We start from the raw sequence: 25,680 nt of genomic DNA on the forward strand, positions 1-25,680 counted from the left end.
CGCATTGCCATGGTACAGAATATTCAGATCAGGACGGAGCGGCTCACGCTCCGCCCCCTGACGCCCAAGGATGGCGATCAGGTGGTCTCGCTGCTTGATGATATCGAAGTAGCGCGCTGGCTGACGGTTGTGCCGCATCCCTATACGCGGGCGGATTTCGATGGGTTTCTGGAGTACCTTGCCACGACCAATCCGCTTGGCGGCATGGCTATCGACGAGGGTGGCGAAGTTCTGGGTGTGGTCGGTTTGGACCCGTCGCTGGGCTATTGGCTGGGGCGCAAGCATCACGGCCGCGGCATCATGCGCGAAGCCGCCGGAGCCTTGATTTCGCATGTTTTTGTCACCACGGATCTGGACCAGATTAGCACAGGCCACTTCCTGGGCAACCATGCCTCGCGCGCGGTGCTGACGGGTCTGGGGTTCCGGGACACAGGAAAGACCGAAACCGCGCATTGTGTCTCGCGTGATTGCGACGAAGTGTTGATCAAACTCAGCCTGTCGCGCGCCGATTGGGAGGCCCGACAGTCGTGACCCATCTGATCACCGAACGCTTGACGATGCGGCGCTGTCAGCCGTCTGATTTCGACGCCTTGTATGATCTTGTCTCGGACATTGATGTCGTGCGCATGACGGCGACATGGCCCCATCCCGCCGATCCTGACCTGACGCGTGAACGGTGCCAGCCCTTTGACCCCGCAAATGGCATGGTCGGCGTTGTCTTGCTTGAAGGCACGTTGATCGGCTCGATGGGGCTTGCCAAGAAACCCGATGAAAAGCCGCAGCTGGGCTACATGTTCGCCCGCCCGCATTGGGGCAATGGCTATGCGACCGAGATGGCGCGCGCTCTGATCGACCATTGCTGGGCAACCTACGACTGGCCAATCATCCGCGCGGATGCGTTTGCGGACAATCCGGCCTCGGCCCATGTGTTGAAGAAGCTGGGCTTTGCAGAGCTTCAGGGCAGTATGGGCCACAGCGTTGCGCGTGGCGACGGCGCTCCATTGCGTGTTTTTCAGCTTTTGCGACCAGAAAGCTGATCCAATTGCCCTTGCTGCTGGCTCTGGACTTGAGCCTCGGTCAATTTCCCTCTATCGCCTGTGACATAACAGAAAGGCGCGCGTCATGAAGTTTCTCGATCTAGCAAAGGTCTATATCCGGTCCGGTTCGGGCGGGTCTGGCTGCGTGTCGTTCCGGCGCGAGAAATACATCGAGTATGGTGGCCCTGACGGCGGCGACGGTGGGCGCGGTGGCGATGTTGTGGTCGAGGTCGTCGAGGGTCTGAACACCCTGATCGACTTCCGTTATCAGCAGCACTTCTTTGCCGGCAATGGCATCCCTGGGATGGGAAAGCAGCGCACGGGTGCCGACGGAGATGACATCGTGCTCCGCGTGCCAGTGGGCACCGAAATTCTGGACGAAGACGAAGAGACCGTCATCGCGGACATGACCGAAGTTGGTCAGCGCGTGGTGATCGCAAAAGGCGGTAATGGCGGTTTCGGAAACCTGCACTTCACAAGCTCGACCAACCGCGCACCGCGTCGCGCCAACCCGGGCCTTGCGGGTGTCGAGCGAACGATCTGGCTGCGCCTGAAGTTGATTGCGGACGTAGGTCTTCTGGGTCTGCCCAATGCCGGAAAGTCGACCTTCCTTGCCGCGACCTCGAACGCGCGGCCGAAAATTGCGGATTATCCGTTTACCACGCTGCATCCCAATCTGGGCGTTGTGGGCGTGGACGGAGCGGAATTTGTCGTGGCCGACATTCCGGGCCTGATCGAAGGCGCGTCCGAGGGTAGGGGGCTGGGCGACCTGTTCCTTGGTCACGTCGAACGCTGCGCTGTGCTGCTTCATTTGGTCGATGGCACCGCCGAAGATGTGGTCGCTGACTGGCAGACAATCATCACCGAGATCGAAAACTATGGTGATATTCTGGGCGATAAACCCCGTGTAACAGTTCTGAACAAGATTGACGCGCTGGATGACGAAGAACGCGCCGAGAAGCTGGCCGCCCTTGAAGAGGCTGTCGGCGGTCCGGTCATGCAGATGTCAGGCGTAGCTCAACAGGGTACAACGGATGTTCTGCGCGCGCTGCGCAAGGAAATCTCGGAAGATCGCATTCGGCAAAAGCCGCAAGAGGAAGAAGAGACGTGGCATCCCTAAGCACGGCAAAACGTGTCGTTGTCAAAATCGGCTCGGCACTGTTGGTGGACGCGAAAACCGGTGCGCTGAAGGCGGATTGGCTTGGATCGCTCTGTGCGGATGTGGCGGCGTTGAAAGCGCGTGGTTCGGACGTAATTCTGGTCTCGTCAGGCTCGATCGCGTTGGGCCGGGGCGTTCTTGGCTTGCCCATCGGGACGCTGTCGCTTGAGCAATCTCAGGCCGCTGCCGCCGTGGGGCAGATCCGTCTGGCCCGTGCCTATGAAGAGGCGTTGGCGCCGCTGGGTGCCACTACCGCGCAGGTTCTTGTGACGCTGGAAGACAGCGCGGATCGCCGCCGCTATCTGAACTCGCGCGCCACGCTTGAAACGCTTCTGTCACTGGGCGTGGTGCCGATCGTGAACGAAAACGACACGGTTGCCACCGACGAAATTCGCTTTGGCGACAATGACCGCCTGGCCGCGCAGGTGGCTGTGACCATCGGGGCGGACCATCTGGTGCTGCTCTCAGATGTCGACGGGTTCTATTCTGGAAATCCCAAGGACGACCCGACGGCCACGCGCTATGATGTCATCGACCAGATTACACCCGAGATCGAGGCGATGGCCGGCGACGCTGGTACCGGACTGTCGAAAGGCGGGATGAAGACCAAGGTCATGGCCGCGAAAACCGCGACCGGGGCTGGGTGCGATATGACGATCACCGAAGGCTCGCGGATGAGCCCGCTGACGTCTCTGATCGACGGCGCGGCAGCGACGCTGTTCACCGCGCGCACCACACCGAAAGCCGCACGCAAACACTGGATTGCGTCGATGAAGCCTCAGGGCGTTTTGGTGTTGGACGACGGCGCAGTCAAAGCGCTCCGATCGGGTAAATCGCTGCTGGCTGCGGGGGTGACAGACGTAATCGGTGCATTCATGCGGGGCGATCCTGTCGATATTCATGGCGCGGATGGCACCCATCTAGGTGCGGGTCTGGCGGGCTATACGGCGGATGAAGCACGCGCGATCAAGGGTCAAAGATCGGATCAGATTGAACGCATTCTGGGTCACCCGGGCCGCGCGGCCCTGATCCATCGGGACGATATGTCTCTTTAAAGACAATAATATACACGACGATCTTAACGGAGAAAGCAAGATGAGCGACGACATCAAAACCATGATGACCGACATTGGCACCCGCGCCCGCGCGGCCGCACGTGACCTTGCTTTCGCACCAGCCGAGGCCAAAGAGAAGGCTTTGATGGCCGCCGCAGATGCATGTTGGGAACGTCGGGATCAGATTATCGCCGCCAACGAAAAAGACATGGAGTTTAGCCGGGGCAAAGGTCTATCGGACGCGATGATGGACCGCTTGATGCTGGACGAGGATCGCATCAAAGGCATGTGCGACGGATTGCGTGCAGTTGCCGCGCAGGATGATCCGGTGGGCGAGGTGCTGGAGGAATGGGACCGTCCCTCTGGCCTGAACATTCGCCGCGTGCGCACCCCGCTTGGCGTCATTGGCGTGATCTATGAAAGCCGTCCCAATGTGACGGCGGATGCGGGCGCGCTGTGCCTGAAGGCCGGAAACGCGGTGATCCTACGCGGCGGCTCGGAAAGCTTCCACTCGGCCGGTTTGATCCATGAATGCCTTCAGGACGGTCTGCGTGCAGCCGGTCTGCCCGAGGACGCCATTCAGTTGATCCCGACTCGCGATCGTGCGGCGGTTAGCGAGATGCTAACCATGACCGACTATGTGGACGTGATCGTACCGCGTGGCGGCAAAGGCCTTGTGGGGCTGGTTCAGCGCGAGGCGCGCGTGCCGGTCTTCGCGCATCTGGAAGGCATCGTGCACATCTATATCGACAAGGATGCTGATGCAGAAAAGACCCGTAACGTGGTGATGAACGCCAAGACCCGCCGGACCGGAATTTGCGGCTCGGCTGAATGTTTGCTGATTCACCGCGATGCGCAGGAACTGGGGCAGACAGTCATCAACGATCTTATGGCTGCCGGAGTTGAAGTGCGCGTGGGCGAAGGCCTGACGGGTAGCGTTCCGGCAACCGAAGATGACTGGGGCACCGAGTATCTGGACAGCATCATAGCCGCAAAGCTTGTCGATGATGTGGATGGCGCGATTGATCACATCAACCGCTATTCCTCGTCCCACACGGACGCAATCATGACAGAAAATGACGCGACCGCGGAGCATTTCTTCACCCGCTTGGACAGCGCGATCCTGATGCGCAATGCCTCGACCCAGTTTGCCGATGGCGGCGAATTTGGTATGGGCGCCGAGATCGGGATTGCCACTGGAAAGATGCACGCGCGCGGGCCGGTGGGCTCTAAGCAACTGACGTCGTTCAAGTATCTGGTCGTGGGTGACGGCACCACACGCGCTTGAGTTAAGAAGCCGCCCCAAGGGGCGGCTTTTTCGTTCAGAAGGTTACGTCGATGGTGTGATCCGTGATCTGGACCGTGGCAGATCGCCCCTGTCGTTGCAGCTCTGGACGGATCAATGCGTAATGGACATGGGCAGGCGGCACCTCAAGATCGGGATTTGCTGCGGATAGCAGTCCCCACAGATCTGGATTGATGTTCAAACGCTCGCCTTGCGCCGTCAATTGCCAGCGCCCATCCGCGCGTGACACGGTCAGTTGTCCCCCCCAGGGCATCGCGCTTTCAAAGCACTGCAGGGCGAGGAAGGCCAGTTTCACCTCGGTCCGCGGCAGATCGCCCGCGGGTTGCCAGTCGATCTTGATCTTGCGTCCATCCACGCCGGGGGCCAGTACCGCACGGATTTCTTTCTCGGACAGGGATTGGCCTTCATTTGCGGAACCAAATGCCACGCGGAAAAAACGGATCCGCAGGTTTGCATTGGTCACACTTTCCGCGATCAGCGCCATTTCCGGGCTGTTGCCCATGCCCGAGAGCTGCAACAGCTCTACCCCATTGCCGATTGCGCCCAAAGGGCTGATAAGGTCATGGCAGATACGGGATCCGATCAACGCGGTCAGGTCGCGGTCTTGTTTGGTCATGTGTGAAGCCTGATAGGGAAAAATGTCATGGGAATGGGATCACTTCTTGAGCCTGGAATGCTGGTGCGCCACCCCGATAAACCCGATTGGGGGCTGGGGCAGGTACAATCCAATATCGGAGGGCGCGTCACGGTAAACTTCGAGCACGCCGGGAAGCAGGTGATCATGATTGAACATGTTGACTTGATGCCTGTATTTTCGCCTCCTGAACGCTAAGGTGCTGCGCGGATGCCCATTGCGCGCCCGTTATCTGAGCCATATGAGCTGAACAAGGTTATCAAATGGTTAATCCCGAATGACTGCGCCCCAGTTTGAACTAAGACTTGCCCAGAGTGACGCAGATCTGATCGCAGCACAACGGCTGCGTTACGATGTGTTCGTGCGCGAACTGGGCGGGGACGGGCCTTTGGTCGATCACGAGAACGGATTGGAGCGTGACGCGTTTGATCCGTTTTATGACCATCTGATCCTGTATGACCACGCGCGCGAAGGGTCCCCTGCCGTCGGGGTTTACCGGTTGTTGCGGGGCGAGAAGCTGAATATGCCCGACGGGCCGGAGCATTTCTACTCCGAGGCCGAGTATGATCTGAGCATTCTAAAGGCCTCGGGCCGTAAGTTGTTGGAACTAGGGCGGTCTTGCCTGCATCCAGACTTTCGCGGTGGGGCCGCAATGATGCATCTGTGGGGCGGATTGGCACGCTATGTGGAAGAGCATGGGGTTGAAATCCTGTTCGGCGTGGCCTCGTTCCACGGGACCGACATTGACGCGCTGAAGGCGCCTTTGTCCCTGCTGCATCACCGGCATTTGGCGCCCGAGGCCATCCGTGTTCGCGCACAGCCAGAGGTGTTTCAACCGATGGACCTTATGCCGGAACGCGAGATTGACCGCCCCGCTGCCATGCGCGCGGTTCCGGCGCTGATCAAAGGCTATCTGCGCCTTGGCGGCTTCGTGGGCGAGGGCGCGTTTGTCGACCATGTTTTCAATACGACCGATGTTTGCCTGATCATTGACATGTCGCTGGTCAATGACCGGTCACGCGCCATCTATGCGGGGGGCAAAACATGAATGCAACGTGGCAGGGCGGGCATGAACCGCACGCGTTTCATCCTTCAAAACTAGAGTACCTGCGCATTGTTCGGCGCGGATTGCCACTTGGCATTCTGGTATTTGGTGGGCTGCTTTTGCTGTTGCTGATCCGGCGTTTTGAACGCCCGATATTCGGCACGCAGCGTCCCATAACGCCGCACATCACGCAGTTTGTCTGTCGCAACGCCTTTCGGATCCTCGGGATTCGCTTTGCCACGACCGGCGATCCGATGCAGCAGAAAGGCGCAGTGGTCGCCAATCACGCAGGATGGCTGGATATCTTCACGCTCAATGCGCGTAAGCGGGTGTATTTCGTGTCAAAATCCGAGGTTGCAGGCTGGCCGGGTATCGGCTGGCTTGCGCGCGCGACAGGGACGGTGTTCATCAATCGCGACCGGAAAGAGGCGCAATCTCAGATCGAGGTCTTCCGCACCCGCTTGATGGCGGGGCATAAGCTTCTGTTCTTTCCGGAAGGAACGTCATCGGACAGTCAGCGGGTTTTGCCTTTCAAATCAACACTCTTTGCTGCGTTCTTCACGTCCGATCTGCGGGATTTTATGTGGGTGCAACCCGTCACGATCCGTTATTTCGCCCCCGAGGGCTGCGATCCGCGCTTCTACGGCTGGTGGGGCGATATGGAGTTCGCGCCGCATCTTTTGCAGACTTTGGCTGTGAGGCGACAGGGGCAGGTCGAGCTGGTCTATCACACGCCAGTCAAGGTGTCAGAGTTCAAGGGCCGAAAAGAACTGGCCGCCCATTGCGAGGCGGCCGTTCGTGAAGGTCTTGGTGATTTGAACGTCGAGCGTTAACCGTCCATCGCCGCCAGCAAGCGGCCCAGCGTGGCCGAGGGATCCTCGGTGCGCCAGATCTCTTCCCCGATGGCAAAGAAGTCGGTGACCGGCGTCAGCGCGCGGATCGTGTCTTCGTCCAGCGCACCTTCTGCAACCACGGGCACCTCGATCATCTGGCTCCACCACGCAAACAGATCCTGTTCCGCGCGGGTGCCGTCGCCAAGGGGCGTTGCGCCTGCGGGGCCAAAGCTGACATAATCCGCGCCAGTTTCGCCTGCGTTCATTCCGTCATGCCGCGAGGCGGCGCAATATGCGCCGATAATCGCATCTGCGCCCAGATCATCGCGTGTTTTCCGCACACGACGCGCGCCGTCGCCCAGATGCACACCATCCAGCCCCAGACGTTCGACCAGCAGCGCATGCTCTGCGATGACGATCGGCACGTCACGGGCATGGGCGACCTCGCGGCAGGCGTCAGCCGCCCGCATGATGCGATCTTCGTCTGTGGTGGCCAGCGACAGGCGCAGGCAGGCGGTATCGTAGGTGTCGAGCACCTTGGCCAGTTCCGTTGGGAAACGCGACAGCTCGATCTCGGGCGGGGTCACAAGATAAAGCTGGGGGCGATCCATTTCTGTCTCGGACATATGCGCGATCCTCATTGTATTGTCTGAAAGGCTTCATAGCCGGGTTTGGCGCTATTGCAAGCGTAGGCGTCACTTTGCGGGCAGGCCAGACACGAAATCCACGGCAAGACGCAGTAATTCGGCGCGCGTGTCATCATCTGCCATCGCCTCTTCACCGGCATCGATGAACCCACCCATCGGGCGCCCGGTGAAATCCATCTTACGCGCGCCGGTCAGGGCCAGCGCTGCGGCCTCGTACTCTTTCCCGACCCGGTACATGGCGCCGCCTTTGTGCACCCCGCACAGCATGTTGCCGTTCAGCATGAAGGCGATGCCGCCGAACATCTTCTTTTCCGCCAGATCGGGACGGTCGCCCAGATCGTCTTTCAGGATTTCATACAAACCGCTGTCATAGGCCATGGGGAAGCTCCTGCTTGCCGAATGATCCCACTCAGCGTATCACGCGCCCGACCAATTGAAAGAGAATGCCGCAATGGATACCCCCGAGACCCAACTGGGACCACAGCCTGAAATCGTTCTGGTACGCCCTCAGATGGGGGAAAACATCGGTGCGGCAGCGCGCGCGATGCTGAATTTCGGATTGGAGCGGATGCGGATCATCAATCCACGTGACGGGTGGCCCAACCAAGCCGCCGTGGCGATGGCGTCCGGCGCGGGACGGGTTCTGGATGCGGCTGGGGTCTATGACACGCTGGCAGACGGTATCGGCGATTGCGACTATGTCTATGCGACGACGGCGCGGTCACGCGATCTGGCGAAACCGGTGCTCAGCCCCGAACGCGCGATGGAAGAGGCCCGTCAGATGCGTCTGCAGGGCAAAAAGGTCGCCGTGCTGTTCGGACCGGAACGCACCGGGCTGGAAAATGACGAGGTCGCGCGGGCGAATGCCCTGATCTCGGTCCCGGTGAACCCGGATTTTGCGTCGCTGAATCTGGCGCAATGCGTACTTCTGACGGCCTATGAATTTCGCCGTCAAAGCCACGAGACCGCGCATCACGTGATGGAATGGGCCGGTAGCGAACCGGCCAGCGCAATCGAGGTCGAGAAGCTGGCCGAGCACTATGAGAAGCGGCTGGACGAGGCCGGGTATTTCTTCCCCGAAACCAAGGCCGAGGTGATGAAGATCACCCAGCGCAACATGTGGAGCCGCCTGAACCTGAGCCGCCTGGACGTGCAGATGTTCCACGGCATCCTGCGTCAGCTTCTGCGCAACAAGGACTAGTCCGCGCGGCGGGCTGCCACGATCCACAGCGCCATAAAGACCAGCGACCCAACGGCGTTGAAGTTGGCCATGGTGATGTCCAATGCCTCGATCGGGATCATGTCGGACAGGCGCCACGGGATCTCGTCACAGCGGATCAACGGGGCGGCTTGGATCTGTGCCAGCAGGTCATCGACCGACAGGTTGCCCACGCCACCGCCGGTGCAGGACGACGGACCCTCCCACAGCTTCCGCTCGACGCCCGAGTGGTAGATGCCAAGACCGGCGGAAACGGCCATGTTCAGCGCGCCCACCCAGCGCAAAAGGTGCATCTTGGTGGCCAGCGCCGCACCGCCCAGAGCGATCGCAATCGCATGGGGCCAACGCTGCCAGATGCACATTTTGCAGGGCGCATATCCCAAGGCTTGAAAGACAAAGGCACCCGCGAGAATACTGGCCGACGCGGCGGCAGCCGAGATGATCAGGGTTTTGGTCGAAAGGCGATCAAGCAGGGTCATAGGAACTTCACCAGATAGAAACTGCCGACAAGCAGGATGCAAAAGACAGTGAACAACAGGCCCAGCCTGCGTTCGATGAAATGACGGATTGGGGCGCCGAATTTCCACAAGAGCGTGGCCACGATGAAAAAGCGCAGTCCGCGTGCGATGACGCTGGCGATCATAAAGACACCAAAGTTCAGCCCGGTCGCCCCAGACAGGATCGTGATGACCTTATAGGGGAAGGGCGTGACGCCCGCGATCAGGACGGCCCAAGCACCCCATTCATTATAGCGCGTGGCGAAGTCGTCGAAATAGGCGTCCTTGCCGTAGAACTCTAGCACCGGGCGCCCGACGGTTTCGAACATGCCCCAGCCGATGTAATAGCCGAACATACCACCCAGAACCGAGGCGACCAGAGCAACACCTGCGATCACAAAGGCACGCGAGGGGCGGGCGATAATCATGGGAATCATCAGGACATCCGGCGGGATCGGAAAGACCGAGCTTTCCAGAAAGGCGACCACGGCCAGCGCCCAAAGCGCGTGTGGCGTGTTGGCCAGCCCCATTGTCCAATCGTAAAGCCGTTTGATCATGCTCGTGCCCTTTTTAGTTGTTCCTGTCGAAACATGCGCGTGGCCCGAGGTCAAGTGAGCTGTTCTTGATGTCGCTGATTAGCACGATAAACTGACCGTGATTGGTCATTGGGTAGATAGGTAGGAGAGTTCCGGTATGAAATGGCAAGGTCGGCGTGGAAGCCGTAACATCGAAGATCGCAGACGTGCGGGCGGTGGGAAGGCGCAGGTTGGCGGACTTGGCTTGCTCGCCATTCTGGCGATTGGCTATTTCATGGGTGTAGATGTCACACCTCTGTTGCAGGGCGGCGGTGTTGCCGGTGGTAGCGACAGTGGCGAGATCACCGAGGCCGACCGGCAGGCCGGTGAATTCGTGTCGGTGACGCTTGCAGACACAGAGGAGGTCTGGGCCGATCTGTTCAGGACACAAGTAGGGGGCAGCTATAACCCTGTCACGCTTGTTCTTTATAAAGGTGTTACGCAAAGCCCCTGTGGCGGTGCGTCAGGGGCGACTGGCCCGTTTTATTGCCCCGGAGATCGTAAGGTCTATCTGGATACAGCGTTTTTCACCACAATGTCGCGCAAGCTGGGTGCTGGCGGAGATTTCGCAGCGGCCTATGTGGTGGCCCATGAAGTCGCGCACCATGTGCAGAACGAACTAGGCATTCTGATGCAGGCAAACCGCATGCGTCAGCAGGTTAGCGCGGCGGAAAGCAATGCGATCTCGGTCCGGATCGAGCTTCAGGCCGACTGTTTCTCGGGCATCTGGGCGCGCGAGGCGCAGGCCATGTTCGGGTCGCTAGAGCAGGGGGATATTGCCGAAGCGATGAATGCTGCCCGCCAGATCGGGGACGATACACTGCAACGCAATGCCGGTCGCGTTCCCATGCCGCATACGTTTACGCATGGAACGTCAAAGCAGCGCGAACGCTGGTTTGCCCGTGGACTGGAAAGCGGTGACATGCGCGCCTGCGATACGTTTTCAGCACGAGATCTCTGATTCTCAATCGGTTTGATTTACGAACCGAAGGGCACGCGGATAACTGCGAAACAAAGGCTTAACAGCGGCAAAAACGTAGAAATACTGCGCTTTCAGATATAATGTTGCGAACGCAACGAAAATTGGGTACATAAATTTCAGCGACAGGATCAACAAAGCCGACCGGATGGTCGAAAAAGCTTGCACGATTCAGCCGAGCCTGTTTGTATTGTCGTCAATTGTCGGGGTAGGAGCCCGGGCAACTGAAACACACTCGCGTTGGGAGGAAGCGAAATGAAACTTACCATGAAAGCCACCTTGGCCGGTGCCTTTGCACTTGGACTGAGTGCAACCGCCAGCTTTGCACAGGACGTCACGCTGCGCTGCCAGCACTTCCTGCCGCCGAAGGGCTCGACCCCGCTGTACTTCATGGCGCCGTGGGCCGAGAAGATCGAGAAAGACTCGGGTGGCCGTATCAAAGTTGAACTTTACCCGGCGATGCAGTTGGGCGGCAAACCGCAGGCTCTGTATGACCAGATCCGTGATGGCGTGATCGACTGTGGCTGGGCGCTGCCCGCATACACCCCGGGTCGTTTCCCGGAGGCCGAAGCCTTTGAACTGCCCTTCATGACCTCGCGCAACGCTGCTGCGTCGTCGAAAGCGGCTTGGGAGTTCTCGGAAAAGTACCTGATGGAGCGTATGGGCGACGTCAAACTGCTGGCTGTTCACGTACACGGCCCGGGCGTTATCCACAAAAAAGGCGAGCCGGTCATGGCTCTGGCCGACTTTGAAGGTCTGAAACTGCGCGGCCCGTCGCGTCAGGCAAATACCCTGTTTGAAACGCTGGGCGCTACGCCCGTTGGTATGCCTCTGCCGACTTTCCCGGAAAGCCTGTCGAAAGGCGTTGTTGAGGGTGGCGTAATCCCGTGGGAAATCGTACCGCCCCTGAAAGTGCATGAACTGGCAGACAGCCACACCGAGATCCCCGGTGACCGTTCGCTGTACAACACCTTCTTCATCTGGGCGATGAACAAAGACACCTATGCCGGTCTGCCGGATGACCTGAAAGCGGTTATCGACGCGAACTCGGGTCTGGAAGCTTCGGCTTGGGCAGGTGCATCGTTCGACAAAGGTGACGTTATCGGCCGCGAGATCGTTGCAGGCACCGACAACAAGATCCACGAACTGGATCCGGCTCTGGTGGCTGAAATCCGCGCCATGGGTGACAAGCAGGTTGAAGCCTGGGCCGCTGACATGACTTCGAAAGGTCTGGACGGCGAAGGTATGGTTGCACTGGCGAAAGAGCTGGTTGCCAAGTACTCGGACCAGTGATCTGGTGACACACACAGCTCCGGGCGGCCAGTTGGGCTGCCCGGAGTTTTTATTTGAAGCAGGGGCATCAAGGCCCGTGCTGAACGGTTAGAAGGGGGAAGGTCGTGGCGATCGCGAAATCTGCCGAGCTCCGGGTGGGGCGTATCATGGAATTCCTAAGCCGCTGGATGGCGTATTCGGGTGGTGCCGTTTTGGTCGGCATCGCGATGACCACGGTGGTCTCGATCATCGGGCGGTCCTTGTCAGGCTACGGTCTGTCGCCGGTCAAAGGCGATTTCGAGATCGTCGAGATGGGCTGTGCCGTCGCCGTCTTCGCCTTCATGCCATGGTGCCAGTTCAAACGCGGTCATGTGACCGTTGATATCTTCATCACGCGTCTTCCCGAGCGCATCCAAGCCTTCCTTGGGTTCATCGGTGACGTCTTTCTGACCGGGGCTGCATTCATCATCTTGTGGCGGTTGTGGCTGGGCTTTGGCGAAAAATTCCCCTTTGGGTCTGACGCTATCCGCAGCGTCTTTGGCATGGGGTCGAAACCCTTTTTCGCCGAAAGCACTTACGAACTGGAAGTTCCCCTGTGGATCCCATTCGGTATGTGTCTGATCGGCGCTGCCTTTTTCCTCGTGGTCGCCATCTATACAACTTGGCGGTCCTTCAATTGGGTGCTTGACGGCAAGGAGCAGCACGTATGACCGGTATCGAACTTGCGATTATCGCCTTTGCACTGATGCTATTGGCGATCTTCCTACGCCTGCCGATTGGTCTGGCGATGGGTCTGACCGGATTTTTTGGCATCTGGTATATGATGGGGCGTCCGTCGGTGACGCTGAGCCAGCTGAAAACGCTCTCGTATGACACGTTCTCGAGCTATTCGCTGTCGATCGTGCCGCTGTTCCTTTTGATGGGGCAGTTTGCCACCAAGTCCGGTATGTCGGGCGCGCTGTTCAACGCGGCCTCGGACTGGCTGGGGCACCGCAAGGGCGGGGTGGCGATGGCGGCTGTTGGCGCCTGTGCCGGTTTTGGTGCGGTCTGTGGCTCGTCGCTGGCAACCGCGTCGACCATGGGGCAGGTGGCCTTGCCCGAGATGCGCAAGCGTGGCTATTCCGATGCGCTGTCGACCGGCGTTCTGGCCGCAGGTGGTACGCTGGGCATCCTGATCCCGCCGTCGGTCATTCTGGTGATCTATGCGATCCTGACAGAACAGAACATCGTGAAGATGTTCATCGCGGCACTGGTGCCGGGTATTCTGGCGGCTCTTGGCTATATGCTGACTGTGGCCGTTATGGTGCGCATCAATCCGGACAGCGCCACGACCGCAGAACGCGTACCTTATGTTGAGCGTTTCAAAACACTTCTGTCGATCTGGCCAGTTGTGGTGATATTTGGCCTTGTGATGGGCGGCATCGCGGGCGACTGGAACTGGTCGAAAGTGGGCGTGCAGGCGCTGTTCACCCCGACCGAAGGCGCAGCTGTAGGTGCTGTTGCCACGGGCCTTTATGGCGTGATGACTGGTGGTCTGACGTGGAAAGGCTTCCTCGATAGCGTGCTGGCGACGGCGCAATCGACCGCGATGATCTTCTTCATCGTACTGGGCGCGCAGATCTTCAACTCGTTCCTGGCCTTCACCCAGGCCCCGCAGATGCTGGCCGAGTGGGTAACCGCACAGGGCTATGCGCCTTTGCTGGTGTTGACACTAATGCTGATCGCCTATCTGGTCTTTGGCTGCGTCATGGACAGCCTGTCGATGATCCTTCTGACCATTCCGATCTTCTATCCGATCATCGAGGTCTTGGACTTCGGCTTGACCCCGGAAGAGGCGGGTATCTGGTTCGGTATCCTTGCCCTGATCGTGGTTGAGGTCGGATTGATCACGCCGCCAGTTGGTATGAACCTGTTCATCATCAACTCGATGGCGCGCGACATCCCGATGAGCGCGACCTATCGCGGTGTTGCTCCGTTCGTTCTATCTGACCTGATCCGGGTGGTTGTTCTGGTGGCCTTCCCGGGAATTACGCTCTGGCTGGTCGGGGTCTTGTTCTGACCTGAAAATTTGCACGGGGCAGGGGCGGAAATGCCGTTGACCTTGCCCCGTGGCTTGGATATCCAACCAAACAGTGCCCAAGTGGCGGAATGGTAGACGCAGGGGATTCAAAATCCCCCGCCTTCACGGGCGTGTGGGTTCGAGTCCCACCTTGGGCACCACATACCGCCGAATTCGTGATATATGTTTCCCGGTGGCTGTCCGGAGCATGACATGAGCGAAACATCCAAAGATCTCAATTCGTTGAACCGAGCGGCAGAGCTTTTGCACCACCGCGGGCAGGGGCTGTCCAAAGGTGATCCGATTGCACTTCCGATCACCACCAGTTCGATGTTTCATCTGCCCGGAGATCCGACTGATACACCCGGATATGGGCGTGTGGACAATCCAACCTGGGAAGCTCTGGAAGACGCTCTGGCGATCTTAGAAGACGCGCCCTGCGTGGCGCTTCCGTCAGGGATGGCGGCCATTTCTGCCGCTCTTTTTGCAACGCTGGGGGCAGGCAAGCGCCTGCTGGTGCCGTCGGATGGGTACTATGTGACGCGCGTCCTGTCGTCTGAGTTTCTGGCGGCCTTTGGCGTCGACGTAACCGAGCGCCCGACTTCGTCATTTACTGAAGGCGGGTTCCAGAATTTCGATGTTGTCTTCATCGAAACGCCTTCGAATCCCGGTCTCGATCTTTGTGATCTTCATACAATCTGCGCCGAGGTGCGCGCCTCTGGTGGAATCACCATCGTGGACAACACCACGCTGACTCCGTTTGGGCAGCGCCCTTTGGATCTAGGTGCGGATGTCGTAGTGGCCTCGGACACCAAGGCACCGGGCGGGCATTCAGACCTTTTGATGGGTCATGTGGCCACCCGTAACACCGCGCTGTTGGCACGCGTCAAGGATTGGCGGAAGATGTCAGGTGTAATTCCGTCGCCTCATGCCGCATGGGCGCTCTATCGAGGGCTCGAGACGCTTGAACTGCGCTTCACCCGCATGTGTGACACGGCCGAGGCGATTGCACCTGTGCTGTCCTCGCATTCCGCTGTTCTGGCGACGCGCTTCCCTGGGCTTCCAACCGACCCGTCACACAATTTGGCCGCAACCCAAATGGCTCGGTTCGGTTTCTTGATCGGGATTGATCTCGGGTCAGAAGAGCGCGCTGAACGCTTTATCAACCACAGCCGCTATCTGCGCCCAGCGACCTCGTTCGGTGGCGTGCACAGCTCGGCCGAGCGCCGTGCCCGGTGGGGGGACGCGGTTCCTGCAGGCTACGTCCGTTTGTCCATCGGATGCGAGCCGCCTGAGGTGCTTTTGAAGGATTTGACTGATTCTCTTGATCAGCTCTAAGGCTATTAAAATTGTGCCTTTTTTGCGCCGTAATCTCTCCGCGTGAGCGCGCTTATCCACCATAGATCAGATTGCACATAGGCCAATCCATGATTGCGGGTATCAGGGTCGTGGATGGTCGACCCGCTAGTGTTGAACTGGCGCCATTACCGAAACAATCGGCAGTTGTTTATTCAGGATTGGAGTAGCATGTCGCTTTGTGAATCTTGGTAAATGGCTTCTAGTTCAATATGTTACCCAGCTATACGTTGACACCTTCCGAGGCATCGTGAAAAACAAAGCGTATCTGCTGGCGGTACGCCCGCATTGTTCTAACAGCTTTCATACTTTGGGCACGTTCTGCCCTTATATTACTAATAATCAGAGCTGGAATTAACAGCTATCCAGCCAGCCAAGACGAGTAGCGGATCAACACGTGGTACTTCGTGATTTTAGAACTGAAGAAGACATGAGCGTATCGTGGCCGGGCGTTCCGACTGCCCGAAATGACGTGTCGGTTTCCACACAGAATGAATCCCGTCGCGCTAATCTTGGCGGGGCTCTGTCGGGTATCTCTGCAAACACGTTGGTTGAAACCGCGCGCGGGACTGTACCGGCACGGGCATTGCAAGCCGGCGATCAAGTGCGCACTCTGAAAGGTCGGTTTGCGCCCGTTTTGTGGTTGGGCCACTCGGCCATGCCCAAGACCCAGAAATCTTCGCCGATCCGATTTCCGGAACTGACTGATGGCCAATCTGGTGCATTGTTAACGCCTGGAAGTCTTGTCCTTGTCGATCATCCTTTATGCGAGATTCTGACCGGCGAAGCTCAGGTGGTTTGTTCAGCCAACATGCTAGCCGAAGTCGGACAGGCCGAAATAGACGCAACTGTGTCGCCCATGATGGTGCACATCCTGCTCGACAAGACCGAGATGATCCGCTGTGGTGATTATTGGGTGGAAAGCCTGATCCCCGAGATTGATTTGATCCGTCGTGATGCGCCAGGCGCCGCTGAGGAAATTCTCGACGCATGCCCAAGGCTGCGCAGCCATCAGGGGATCGCGTCATATCTTCGGGATCATCTGGTGATCGACCAGCGCGAAGCAAGCGTCATTTTTTCGGCGTCGTAAGCCGGGCGGTCTCCCACGTCTTCCAATCATCCAGAGTGTCCAGATCCTGCACGGCGTTTTGACTGGGCAGGGGATGTATGTCGACACGTTCTGACCGCAAGAGCGCCTGCGCGCCGTGAGGGCCTGACAACGCTTCCAAATCCCTTCGATACCTCACCGGGAAGATCACTGGATGACCCGGCATGCCGTTCTGGCTTGTCGCCCGAAGGATCGTTTCACCGTCAAAGCGATCCATAAGGGCACGCAAATCGTCCGAGGTCACATCTGGCAGGTCAGACAGCATGATCAGAATGCCTGAGACGTTATTGGGCAGCGCGCGTACAGCCGCTGAAATGCTGTCGCCCATGCCTTGTGCATTCGACGGGACGCTGACTGGAATAGCAGAGCACGCTGCTACGAGCTCAGGCTTCCGCGGCTCGTTCGGGACGGCGACGTAGGGCACTGCGCCGGCACCGTTAATCATGTGAATGCGGTCTTCCAGAAGGCGCGTCCCATTCGGGAGCCGTCTGAGAAGTTTGTCCCGCCCCATACGCCGGGACAGACCGGCGGCCAATAGCACAACTGCGATATTGGCCGCCGTCATGGATTACTTCTCGGGGATCAGGCCCCGCGGGCTGAACCGAAGGACTAATAGCAACACGATCCCCATCGAGAACAGACGCATATGCGCGGCCGAGTCGATCAGGTGCGCTTTCAACGCCGAACCATCGTCGAGCCCCATGGTGATAACCGACATTAGCCAGTTACCGATGGGTTCCACCTGGATCCACAGGAACCAGATCAAGAAGGCGCCCAGTACCGATCCCAGGTTGTTGCCAGATCCGCCGACGATCACCATGACCCAGATCAGGAAGGTGAAGCGCAGGGGTTGATAGGTCCCCGGAACAAGCTGGCCGTCCAACGTCGTCATCATCGCGCCCGCCAAGCCACATAGGGCTGATCCCAAAACGAAGATCTGCAGATGTCGTTTGGTGACATCCTTACCCATCGCCTGTGCTGCAACCTCGTTGTCTCGAATGGCGCGCATCATGCGGCCCCAGGGCGAGTTCAGCGAGAGCTGTGCCAGGATGATCAAAACCACCAAAACGACCGTGAAAAGCGCAGAATAGGACAGCTTCACGGCAATGGTCGACGCCGTCGTGGCATCTAGTCCCAGACTGTTTGCACGGGCCACGAAATCAGCGCTTTGCTGTAGGTCGATTTCGTAGGGCACCGGTCGGGGGATACCGATGACGTTCTTCACGCCGCGGGCCATCCAGTCTTCGTTTTTGATGATGGCAATGACGATTTCCGAGATCCCAAGGGTCGCAATCGCCAGATAGTCCGAGCGCAGCCCCAGCGCGGTCTTGCCGACAACCCACGCAGCACCGGCAGCCAGCAGACCACCCACGGGCCAGGCCAGAACTGTCATATAGCCATGCGCTTTGTAATTGTCCGGACCACCGGGGTTCAGACCGCCAAGATATCCGGTTTGCGCAGGGTTGATGGCCTCGACCCCGGCGACGCCCGCGTCAAAGATGTAACGATAGACGAAGAAGCCTACGATCAGCGTGGCCAGTGTCGCCAATGTACGGTTGCGACCAGCCGCCATGCGCGTGTTGATCAGCACTGCAGCTACAACCGTGGCAGCCCCAACCAAGAGACCGAAAACAATGCCAACACCGCCCGCGCTCCACGCGCCGGGTGTGGTCGGCATGGCAACCAGCACAGTGGCCAAGCCGCCAAGCGCGACGAAGCCCATGATACCGACGTTAAACAGGCCAGCGTAGCCCCATTGCAAGTTTACGCCCAACGCCATGATGGCTGAAATCAGCGCCATATTCAGAATGGTCAGGGACGCGTTCCAGCTGCCTGCAAAGATCCACCAGTCGGTCGTGCCTTGAAGGATGAACAGAAGCGCGACGGCGCCAAACAGAAGCGGAGTACGAAGAGATTGGCTCATACCGATTGCCCCTTGAATAGACCGGTTGGTTTGAATAGCAGCACGACGATCAGGATCACGAAGCTGACGGCGAATTTATAGTCGGTGGACATCAGCTGAACGAGGCTGGTTGGCTCCAAACTTTCGGGCAGCAGATAGACCGCGACTTTCTTCCAGGCATAGGTGATCGTGACCTCAGAAAATGCAATGACGAAACCGCCAGCGATGGCCCCCAGCGGATTGCCCAGACCGCCCACGATGGCCGAGGCAAAGATCGGCAGCAGCAGCTGGAAATAGGTGAAGGGTTTGAAGCTTTTATCAAGCCCATAGAGCGTGCCCGCGATGGTAATCAGGGCCGCCACGATGATCCATGTGATCATCACCACGCGCTCGGGGTTGATGCCCGACAAAAGCGCCAGATCTTCGTTGTCCGAGAACGCGCGCATGGATTTACCTGTACGCGTTCGGTTCAGGAACCAAAACAGCACGGCCACGACGATGATCGCGGTGACAATGGTGATGCCCTGAGAGGTCTTGAAGGCCAGACCTTCGTTCAATCCCGTGGCGTTCTTGAAGTCACGTGCCTTGATGATGAAGCGTTCACCATCGGCAAAGCGTTGCTCTCCCGGTCCGATGATGAAGCGCACGACGCCGTTCATGATGAACATGACCCCCATCGAGGCCATGACGAACACAATGGGCTTTGCTTTCACACGGCGATAGAACCGATACACCGTCCGATCCGTTACAATCAGCAGCATCGCGGTAACAACAATACCGAAGGGCAGGGCCAGAAGGGCGGTTGGCAGCGGGTGGATCGACAGACCCATTGACTGGAACCACCAGGTGAACAGGATCGTCACCATTGCCCCGAACGCCATCGTGTCACCGTGCGCGAAGTTCGAAAACCGCAGGATGCCATAGATCAGCGTCACCCCCAGCGCGCCAAGCGCCAGCTGGCTGCCATAGGCGATCGCGGGGATCAGTACGAAATTTGAAAGCGCGACAAGCGCGTTCAGAAAGTCCATCAGAACTCTCCCTTACAGGTGCCCAAATAGGTGATTGCCGCCGGGCCCTCGTTGGCATGGGCCGTGAAGCGGGCTGCGTCACCATTGCGGGACAGAAGATATTCGGCGCCGTCGCCGGTGGCGAACAACGTGGTCAAACGGCCAGCCTGTTTGGCCGCTACGATGGTCAGGTCGCCAAAGTCGGTGACCAGACGTTCGCCGGGCAGGTCGGCGGTCAGCGAAAAGGCTGTGTCCTGACAGGCTTCGGCCTCGTAACACTCGGTCACGAAGCTACAGTCCTGCGCCACAAGGGGCAGAGGGCTGAGCGCCAGTGTCAGGGCAAGGGCGATACGCATGCCTCAGCCCCCTAGGAACGATTGGCGGACTTCGGGGTCGGCCAAAAGCTCTTTGCCCGAGCCTGTGTGCGCGTTGCGGCCTTGTACAAGGACATAGCCTTTGTCCGCAATTTCAAGCGCTTGTCGGGCGTTTTGTTCCACCATCAGGATCGAGATCCCCGTGCGGGCGACTTCGATAATGCGGTCAAACAGCTCGTCCATCACGATGGGGCTGACGCCGGCGGTGGGTTCGTCCAGCATCAAAACCGTCGGCTTGGTCATCAGTGCGCGGCCCACGGCGACCTGCTGACGCTGCCCGCCAGACAGCTCGCCGGCCGGTTGGTTGCGCTTTTCGCGCAGGATTGGGAACAACTCATAGACCTGTTCGATCGTCTCGTGGATGTCATCGGTGCGGATGAAGCCACCCATTTCCAGGTTCTCTTCCACGGTCATCGAGGTGAAAATGTTGTGGGTCTGCGGCACAAAGCCCATCCCTTTGCGGACGCGATCCTGCGGCGACAGGTTCGTGATGTCTTCGCCGTCCAGTCGAACGGCGCCCGAGCGTACGTTCAGCATCCCAAACACGGCCTTCATACCGGTGGATTTGCCCGCGCCATTCGGGCCGACGATCACGGCGATTTCGCCTTTGTCGACGGCGATGGTGCAGTCATGCAGAATGTCCGGACCCTTGCCATAGCCGCCGGTCATGCTGTCTCCGATGAGGAAAGGTTCGCTCATTATGCGTCCTCTTTCTTATTCTTCAGGCCGGTGCCCAGATAGGCTTCGATCACTTGTTCATTTGCCTTGATTTCGGCCAGAGTACCTTCGGCCAAAACTTTGCCTTCTGCCATACAGATCACCGGGTCACAGATCTTTTCGATGAAATCCATGTCGTGCTCGATGACGACGAAGGTATAGCCGCGCTCTTGATTCAGGCGCTTGATCGCATCCGCGATGGTATAGAGCAGCGTGCGGTTCACGCCGGCGCCGACCTCATCCAGAAAGACGATCTTGGCGTCGACCATCATGGTGCGACCCAGTTCCAGAAGCTTCTTCTGTCCGCCCGAGATCTCGCCCGCACGCAGGTTCGCGATGTGCGAAATCGTCAGAAATTCAAGCACTTCATCGGCCTTGGCTTTCAGCGCGCGCTCTTCATCCGCGATGCGCTTGCGGCCGAACCACGTGTCCCACAGGCGTTCACCGGACTGGCCACCGGGCACCATCATCAGGTTCTCGCGGCAGGTCATGGACCCGAACTCATGCGCGATCTGGAAGGTGCGCAGAAGGCCTTTGTGGAATAGCTCGTGCGGGGGCAGTCCAGTGATATCTTCGCCCGCCATGGTGATCCGACCCGAGGTCGGCTTCAACACGCCCGCGATGACGTTGAACAGCGTCGTTTTTCCCGCGCCGTTAGGGCCGATCAGTCCGGTGATGGACTTATCCTGGATGGTCAGGGTTGCCCCATCAACGGCACGAAAGCCGCCAAAATGCTTGTGGACGTCTTCGATGACGATCATGTCTGTCCCCTCTACAACCTAAAGATGGTTGCCTAACATATTGAAACAGCCCGGAAAGTCCGGGCTGCTTCAGGTCAATTTAGCGTTAGATTAATGGTATTGAACCGTCATCATCTTGCCGCCTTCGATCTTGATCTCGCGGTACGAGCCAGCGGCTTCGCCACCGTTTACCAGCTCAACTGCGGTTGCGCCGACATAGTCGATCTCGCCGCCGTCAGCCAGGATCTGCAGGCCTTTGGCAAGCTCACCCGGATAGATCTTTTCGCCCGGAGCGTTGGCAACCATTTCGACTTTCGATGCATAGTCGCCCGGTTCAGCCGAACCAGCAGCCTGCATGGCCAGCATGATCAGAGCAGCTGCGTCGTAGCTTTCGCCGGTATAGGGCGAGGTTACGTCGAACTTGTCACCAACCATTTCGGCGAAAGTGGCAGCACCGGGGCTGTCGGTGCCCGGAACCTGACCGGTCGAGCCGTCGATGTCCGACCCGAAGTTTGCTTCCAGGTTCGAACCGATCATGCCATCGGGGAAGTGGAAGGTGTCAAATGCACCGGTGTCCAGCGCTCCGCGCACGATGCCTGCACCACCTTGGTCAACGTAACCAGCCACGACCAGAACGTCGCCGCCAGCCGAAGCCAGAGCGCCGACTTCAGCGGTGTAGTCCGCTTTGCCATCTTCGTGCGAGGCAACGATGGTTACTTCGCCGCCAGCGGCTTCAAACGCGGCTTTGAACGCGTCAGCCATGCCTTTGCCGTAGTCGTTGTTGGTATAGGTCACAGCAACCGAGCCTACGCCGTTTTCTTTCAGGATGCTTGCCATCACGTCCGACTGGCGGGCATCCGAAGGTGCGGTGCGGAAGAACAGGCCGTTGTCTTCAGCGGACGACAGACCCGGCGAGGTTGCCGAAGGCGAGATCATGACGATGCCGTTGGGCAGGGCCACGTTGGCCAGAACTGCGCCGGTCACACCCGAGCAATCCGGACCCATCAGGCCTTTGACGCCATCCGAGGTGATCAGACGTTCAGCTGCAGCGGTCGCGGCTGCACTGTCTACACAAGTCGAATCGGCGCGCACGCTTACGACGGTCTTGCCACCAAGAAGCAGGCCCGAGGCCGACACTTCTTCCATCGCCAGCTCTGCGCCGCCAGCCATGTGCGGGGTCAGGCTTTCAATCGGGCCGGTGTAGCCAAGAATTGTGCCAAGCTTGATTGCGTGGTCGTCAGCATGTGCAACGCCACCGACCAGTGCAGTTGCGACGGTTGCCATAAGAAGTTTTTTCATTTTTGTTCTCCCAATTGGAAAATTCCGGTCTCGACCCTAGGCGCGTACTTCGGAAAAGAAAAGGCCGAAGCAGGCGATTTGCTCAAAAAAACCGTTGGTATTAACGGGCCATCAGGCTCTGGTCGTAACGAGGCATAATCGTCGCTGTTCTGCCATTCTTGCTTGATCCGGATTTCTGCGCGCGCGAAATGCGTCAGCTTGAAATCCAAATGCGCCAAGCGTCAACGTGATGTCCGAATTCAGAGGGCAAACTGCACAGAGTTATGCAGGTTTGGCCCCACGACTGCCGCGTTCACGATAGGGTGTTGTGTCGTAATGTGACCGGTAGCACTTCGAGAAATGCGAGGGGCTGGAGAACCCACAGGACAGGGCCACGTTAATCACGCTCATATCCGTTTGCATCAACAAGTTGCGGGCCTTTTGCAGGCGCAGTTCCATGTAGTAGCGCTTGGGCGAGCGGTTCAAATAGCGGCGGAACAGACGTTCCAACTGGCGCGTAGACATGCCCACTTCGCTGGCCAGAACCGACGGCGAGATCGGCTCTTCGATATTGGCTTCCATCTTGCGGATCACGTCGCTGAGCTTGGGGTGGCGTACACCGATGCGGGTCGGCACGGACAAACGCTGGCTGTCGCTTTCGGTACGGATCGAGGTGTAAATCTGCTGGTCGGCAACCACGTTGGCGATGTCTTCGCCCTGATCCTCGGCAATGATTTTCAGAATCAAGTCGATGGCAGCGGTACCTCCTGCTGCGGTCATGATCTTCCCATCAATCACGAAAACACACTTGGTCAAATCGACGTCTTCAAATTCTTCGATGAAGCTGTCGTGATTTTCCCAGTGGATGGTCGCACGCCTGTCGTTCAGAAGACCGGCCTTGGCAAGGATATGCGCAGCGGTACACAAAGCCGCGATGCGAACACCGCGCCGTGCTTCGCGACGCAACCAGTTCATTAATTTGGTGCTGCATTTGCTTTGGGCATCAACGCCAGACACCAAGACCAGGGTGTCATCCCTCCGCAGCTCTTCAAGCGGGCCATCCGCGACGAAGCATGGCCCGGCAGAGGATGCTACTGGACCGCCGTCTTCCGACAGGATCACCCAGTCATAAAGCTTCTTTCCGCTGGCACGGTTTGCGATCCGAAGTGCATCGATGGCGCCTGCGAAGCTCAAAAGGGTGAAGCCGTCAACAAGAACGAACACAAACCGACGCGCGGATTGATCATTCATCTCTGACAGTTTGGTCATCCGACTCACCCTTTTCTTCATGGGTTCTATAAAGGTAGCGACAAATTCAGCAGGTTTAGAGGCCCACAGCAAGTCGCTTTTTTACCAATCATAGCGTACCTATGCATATGCGACAAACGATGGGAATTTTCCGTCATATTGCTGTTTCACAACTCTGTTTGCACGTTAACGTCGGACAGGATAAAAGAGGCGTCGCCCCGCATCGTGGGCGAAGACAGATAGTTTACGGAGAAAACCATGACGGAGTGGGACAAGTCGACCTGGCGCAACAAGCCAAGGGTACAGATGCCAGACTATACCGATCCGGCCGCACTGGCCGAGGTCGAGGCGCAACTTGCAAAGTATCCGCCCTTGGTTTTTGCCGGCGAGGCCATGCGCCTGCGCGAAGAGCTGGGCCGTGCCTCGCGTGGTGAAGCGTTCCTGCTGCAAGGCGGTGACTGCGCCGAAAGCTTCGCCGATTTCTCGGCTGATGGCATTCGTGACACGTTTAAAGTCATGCTGCAGATGGCGATGGTTCTGACTTTTGGCGCCAAGGTGCCGGTCGTCAAAGTTGGCCGTATGGCCGGTCAGTTCGCCAAGCCGCGCTCGGCCCCGACTGAGACCATGGATGGCATCGAGCTGCCCAGCTACCGCGGTGACATCATCAACGAGCTGGACTTCACCTCGGACGCCCGCATCCCAGATCCGCAGAAGATGTTGCAGGCCTATACGCAATCGGCAGCGACGCTGAACCTGCTGCGCGCGTTCTCGACCGGTGGTCTGGCGGACGTGCACCAAGTGCACAAATGGACGTTGAACTTCACGGCCTCGGGCGAGGCTGAAAAGTACCGTGCCATGGCCGAGCGTATTCAGGACAGCCTTGATTTCATGCAGTCTGCTGGTGTGACAGCCGACCGTATGCACACGCTTCAGACGGTCGATTTCTACACCTCGCATGAAAGCCTGCTTCTGGAATATGAAGAGGCGCTAACCCGTCTGGACGCGACAACCGGCAAAACCGTTGCAGGTTCGGGCCACATGTTGTGGATCGGCGACCGCACCCGTCAGCCTGATGGAGCACACGTGGAATTCCTGCGTGGCGTGATCAACCCAATCGGCCTGAAATGTGGCCCGACCACCACCGCGGAAGATCTGAAAGTTCTGCTTGAGAAGCTGAACCCCGAGAACAAAGCGGGCCGCCTAACACTGATCGCGCGCTTCGGCGCCGGCAAAGTGGCCGAACACCTGCCGCGTCTGATCAAGACCGTTCAGGAAGAAGGCGCCAATGTTGTTTGGTCTTGCGACCCGATGCATGGCAACACGATCAAGTCGGCTTCGGGCTATAAAACCCGTCCGTTCGATAGCGTGCTGAAGGAAGTGCAAGAGTTCTTCGCTGTCCACAAAGCCGAAGGCTCGGTTCCCGGTGGCGTGCATTTCGAGATGACCGGCTCGGACGTGACCGAGTGCACTGGCGGCGTGCGTGCCGTGACCGACGAGGATCTGTCGGATCGCTATCACACCGCCTGTGACCCGCGCCTGAACGCCAGCCAGTCGCTGGAACTGGCTTTCCTGGTGGCAGAAGAGCTGTCGGCCCGTCGCAATGGCGATGCTCTTGCCGCCAAAGCCAGCTAA

The 25,680-nt window shown here is 58.6% G+C and carries 29 protein-coding genes and 1 tRNA gene; 17 read left to right on the forward strand and 13 right to left on the reverse strand.

Annotated features, from left to right (window positions below):
• The first annotated feature begins 9 nt into the window (after positions 1-9).
• The 5 genes from MWU53_RS04535 to MWU53_RS04555 all read left to right on the forward strand — a co-directional run bounded on the left by MWU53_RS04535 (position 10) and on the right by MWU53_RS04555 (position 4,539).
• On the forward strand, positions 10-531 hold the full coding sequence (locus tag MWU53_RS04535) for a GNAT family N-acetyltransferase (protein WP_247090906.1): 522 nt from the start codon (positions 10-12) through the stop codon (positions 529-531).
• Positions 528-1,037: a GNAT family N-acetyltransferase gene (locus MWU53_RS04540; protein WP_247090908.1), complete on the forward strand. Its 510-nt coding sequence runs from the start codon at positions 528-530 to the stop codon at positions 1,035-1,037. Before MWU53_RS04535 ends, MWU53_RS04540 begins: the two co-directional genes overlap by 4 nt.
• An 85-nt stretch (positions 1,038-1,122) precedes the next feature.
• Positions 1,123-2,157: a GTPase ObgE gene (gene obgE / locus MWU53_RS04545; RefSeq protein ID WP_247090910.1), complete on the forward strand. Its 1,035-nt coding sequence runs from the start codon at positions 1,123-1,125 to the stop codon at positions 2,155-2,157.
• Positions 2,145-3,251, forward strand: a complete 1,107-nt coding sequence (gene proB, locus MWU53_RS04550; RefSeq protein ID WP_247090912.1) for a glutamate 5-kinase — start codon at positions 2,145-2,147, stop codon at positions 3,249-3,251. Before obgE ends, proB begins: the two co-directional genes overlap by 13 nt.
• Positions 3,252-3,291: 40 nt before the next feature.
• Positions 3,292-4,539 carry a glutamate-5-semialdehyde dehydrogenase gene (locus tag MWU53_RS04555; RefSeq protein WP_247090914.1) on the forward strand — a complete coding sequence of 416 codons (1,248 nt, stop codon included), beginning with the start codon at positions 3,292-3,294 and terminating at the stop codon, positions 4,537-4,539.
• A gap of 34 nt (positions 4,540-4,573) precedes the next feature.
• Here the strand turns inward: MWU53_RS04555 and MWU53_RS04560 are convergent, their stop codons facing one another.
• Entirely contained in the window at positions 4,574-5,173 is a 600-nt protein-coding gene (locus tag MWU53_RS04560) for a histidine phosphotransferase family protein (protein ID WP_247090916.1), read from the reverse strand.
• Positions 5,174-5,206: 33 nt separating this feature from the next.
• Here MWU53_RS04560 and MWU53_RS04565 point away from each other — a divergent pair, with 33 nt between their 5' ends.
• The 3 genes from MWU53_RS04565 (at position 5,207) to MWU53_RS04575 (ending at position 7,069) form a co-directional block, all read left to right on the forward strand.
• Positions 5,207-5,389, forward strand: coding sequence for a DUF3553 domain-containing protein (locus MWU53_RS04565; RefSeq protein ID WP_247091756.1), 183 nt, complete (start codon positions 5,207-5,209; stop codon positions 5,387-5,389).
• A 79-nt stretch (positions 5,390-5,468) separates the two neighbouring features.
• On the forward strand, positions 5,469-6,239 hold the full coding sequence (locus MWU53_RS04570; protein WP_247090918.1) for a GNAT family N-acyltransferase: 771 nt from the start codon (positions 5,469-5,471) through the stop codon (positions 6,237-6,239).
• On the forward strand, positions 6,236-7,069 hold the full coding sequence (locus MWU53_RS04575) for a lysophospholipid acyltransferase family protein (RefSeq protein WP_247090920.1): 834 nt from the start codon (positions 6,236-6,238) through the stop codon (positions 7,067-7,069). The genes MWU53_RS04570 and MWU53_RS04575 overlap by 4 nt, the downstream gene beginning before the upstream one ends.
• Here the strand turns inward: MWU53_RS04575 and MWU53_RS04580 are convergent.
• Both MWU53_RS04580 and MWU53_RS04585 read right to left on the reverse strand, forming a co-directional pair.
• Complete coding sequence (locus tag MWU53_RS04580; RefSeq protein WP_247090922.1) at positions 7,066-7,695, reverse strand: thiamine phosphate synthase; 630 nt, start codon at positions 7,693-7,695, stop codon at positions 7,066-7,068. The genes MWU53_RS04575 and MWU53_RS04580 overlap by 4 nt on opposite strands.
• Before the next feature lie 69 nt (positions 7,696-7,764).
• Complete coding sequence (locus MWU53_RS04585; RefSeq protein WP_247090924.1) at positions 7,765-8,094, reverse strand: TfoX/Sxy family protein; 330 nt, start codon at positions 8,092-8,094, stop codon at positions 7,765-7,767.
• A gap of 73 nt (positions 8,095-8,167) precedes the next feature.
• Here MWU53_RS04585 and MWU53_RS04590 point away from each other — a divergent pair, with 73 nt between their 5' ends.
• A complete protein-coding gene (locus MWU53_RS04590) occupies positions 8,168-8,917 on the forward strand; it encodes an RNA methyltransferase (protein ID WP_247090926.1) in 750 nt (249 codons plus the stop codon).
• Here MWU53_RS04590 and MWU53_RS04595 read toward each other — a convergent pair.
• Positions 8,914-9,414 carry a disulfide bond formation protein B gene (locus tag MWU53_RS04595; protein WP_247090928.1) on the reverse strand — a complete coding sequence of 167 codons (501 nt, stop codon included), beginning with the start codon at positions 9,412-9,414 and terminating at the stop codon, positions 8,914-8,916. The genes MWU53_RS04590 and MWU53_RS04595 overlap by 4 nt on opposite strands.
• Positions 9,411-9,989 (reverse strand): YqaA family protein, encoded by a 579-nt coding sequence (locus MWU53_RS04600; protein ID WP_247090929.1) that lies wholly within the window; start codon positions 9,987-9,989, stop codon positions 9,411-9,413. The genes MWU53_RS04595 and MWU53_RS04600 overlap by 4 nt, the downstream gene beginning before the upstream one ends.
• A gap of 136 nt (positions 9,990-10,125) precedes the next feature.
• On the opposite strand from MWU53_RS04600, the gene MWU53_RS04605 reads away from it, so the two are divergent.
• The 7 genes from MWU53_RS04605 to MWU53_RS04635 all read left to right on the forward strand — a co-directional run bounded on the left by MWU53_RS04605 (position 10,126) and on the right by MWU53_RS04635 (position 16,763).
• The gene (locus tag MWU53_RS04605; protein ID WP_247090931.1) at positions 10,126-10,968 is read left to right on the forward strand and encodes a neutral zinc metallopeptidase; all 843 of its coding nucleotides are present in this window, start codon (positions 10,126-10,128) and stop codon (positions 10,966-10,968) included.
• Between the two features lie 273 nt (positions 10,969-11,241).
• Positions 11,242-12,279: a TRAP transporter substrate-binding protein gene (locus MWU53_RS04610; protein ID WP_247090933.1), complete on the forward strand. Its 1,038-nt coding sequence runs from the start codon at positions 11,242-11,244 to the stop codon at positions 12,277-12,279.
• A gap of 104 nt (positions 12,280-12,383) precedes the next feature.
• On the forward strand, positions 12,384-12,968 hold the full coding sequence (locus MWU53_RS04615) for a TRAP transporter small permease (RefSeq protein WP_247090935.1): 585 nt from the start codon (positions 12,384-12,386) through the stop codon (positions 12,966-12,968).
• A complete protein-coding gene (locus tag MWU53_RS04620; RefSeq protein WP_247090937.1) occupies positions 12,965-14,317 on the forward strand; it encodes a TRAP transporter large permease in 1,353 nt (450 codons plus the stop codon). The genes MWU53_RS04615 and MWU53_RS04620 overlap by 4 nt, the downstream gene beginning before the upstream one ends.
• Positions 14,318-14,392: 75 nt before the next feature.
• Positions 14,393-14,478, forward strand: a tRNA-Leu gene (locus tag MWU53_RS04625).
• Between the two features lie 52 nt (positions 14,479-14,530).
• Positions 14,531-15,655, forward strand: coding sequence for a cystathionine gamma-lyase (locus MWU53_RS04630; RefSeq protein WP_247090939.1), 1,125 nt, complete (start codon positions 14,531-14,533; stop codon positions 15,653-15,655).
• A gap of 448 nt (positions 15,656-16,103) precedes the next feature.
• Positions 16,104-16,763, forward strand: a complete 660-nt coding sequence (locus tag MWU53_RS04635) for a Hint domain-containing protein (RefSeq protein WP_247090941.1) — start codon at positions 16,104-16,106, stop codon at positions 16,761-16,763.
• Here MWU53_RS04635 and MWU53_RS04640 read toward each other — a convergent pair.
• The 8 genes from MWU53_RS04640 to MWU53_RS04675 form a co-directional block, all read right to left on the reverse strand.
• Entirely contained in the window at positions 16,744-17,346 is a 603-nt protein-coding gene (locus MWU53_RS04640) for a nucleotidyltransferase family protein (RefSeq protein ID WP_247090943.1), read from the reverse strand. The genes MWU53_RS04635 and MWU53_RS04640 overlap by 20 nt on opposite strands.
• A gap of 3 nt (positions 17,347-17,349) precedes the next feature.
• On the reverse strand, positions 17,350-18,705 hold the full coding sequence (locus MWU53_RS04645) for a branched-chain amino acid ABC transporter permease (protein WP_247090945.1): 1,356 nt from the start codon (positions 18,703-18,705) through the stop codon (positions 17,350-17,352).
• Positions 18,702-19,712, reverse strand: coding sequence for a branched-chain amino acid ABC transporter permease (locus MWU53_RS04650; RefSeq protein WP_247090947.1), 1,011 nt, complete (start codon positions 19,710-19,712; stop codon positions 18,702-18,704). Before MWU53_RS04650 ends, MWU53_RS04645 begins: the two co-directional genes overlap by 4 nt.
• Positions 19,712-20,047, reverse strand: a complete 336-nt coding sequence (locus tag MWU53_RS04655; protein WP_247090949.1) for a hypothetical protein — start codon at positions 20,045-20,047, stop codon at positions 19,712-19,714. Before MWU53_RS04655 ends, MWU53_RS04650 begins: the two co-directional genes overlap by 1 nt.
• A gap of 3 nt (positions 20,048-20,050) precedes the next feature.
• Complete coding sequence (locus MWU53_RS04660; RefSeq protein WP_247090951.1) at positions 20,051-20,764, reverse strand: ABC transporter ATP-binding protein; 714 nt, start codon at positions 20,762-20,764, stop codon at positions 20,051-20,053.
• Positions 20,764-21,543 (reverse strand): ABC transporter ATP-binding protein, encoded by a 780-nt coding sequence (locus MWU53_RS04665; protein WP_247090953.1) that lies wholly within the window; start codon positions 21,541-21,543, stop codon positions 20,764-20,766. Before MWU53_RS04665 ends, MWU53_RS04660 begins: the two co-directional genes overlap by 1 nt.
• A 90-nt stretch (positions 21,544-21,633) precedes the next feature.
• A complete protein-coding gene (locus tag MWU53_RS04670; RefSeq protein ID WP_247090955.1) occupies positions 21,634-22,821 on the reverse strand; it encodes an ABC transporter substrate-binding protein in 1,188 nt (395 codons plus the stop codon).
• A gap of 261 nt (positions 22,822-23,082) precedes the next feature.
• The gene (locus MWU53_RS04675) at positions 23,083-24,090 is read right to left on the reverse strand and encodes a GlxA family transcriptional regulator (RefSeq protein WP_348647024.1); all 1,008 of its coding nucleotides are present in this window, start codon (positions 24,088-24,090) and stop codon (positions 23,083-23,085) included.
• Positions 24,091-24,306: 216 nt separating this feature from the next.
• Between MWU53_RS04675 and MWU53_RS04680 the strand changes: the two genes are divergently transcribed.
• Entirely contained in the window at positions 24,307-25,680 is a 1,374-nt protein-coding gene (locus MWU53_RS04680) for a 3-deoxy-7-phosphoheptulonate synthase class II (RefSeq protein WP_247090959.1), read from the forward strand.

The organism is Aliiroseovarius sp. S1123 (assembly GCF_023015885.1).
Taxonomy (GTDB): Bacteria; Pseudomonadota; Alphaproteobacteria; order Rhodobacterales; family Rhodobacteraceae; genus Aliiroseovarius.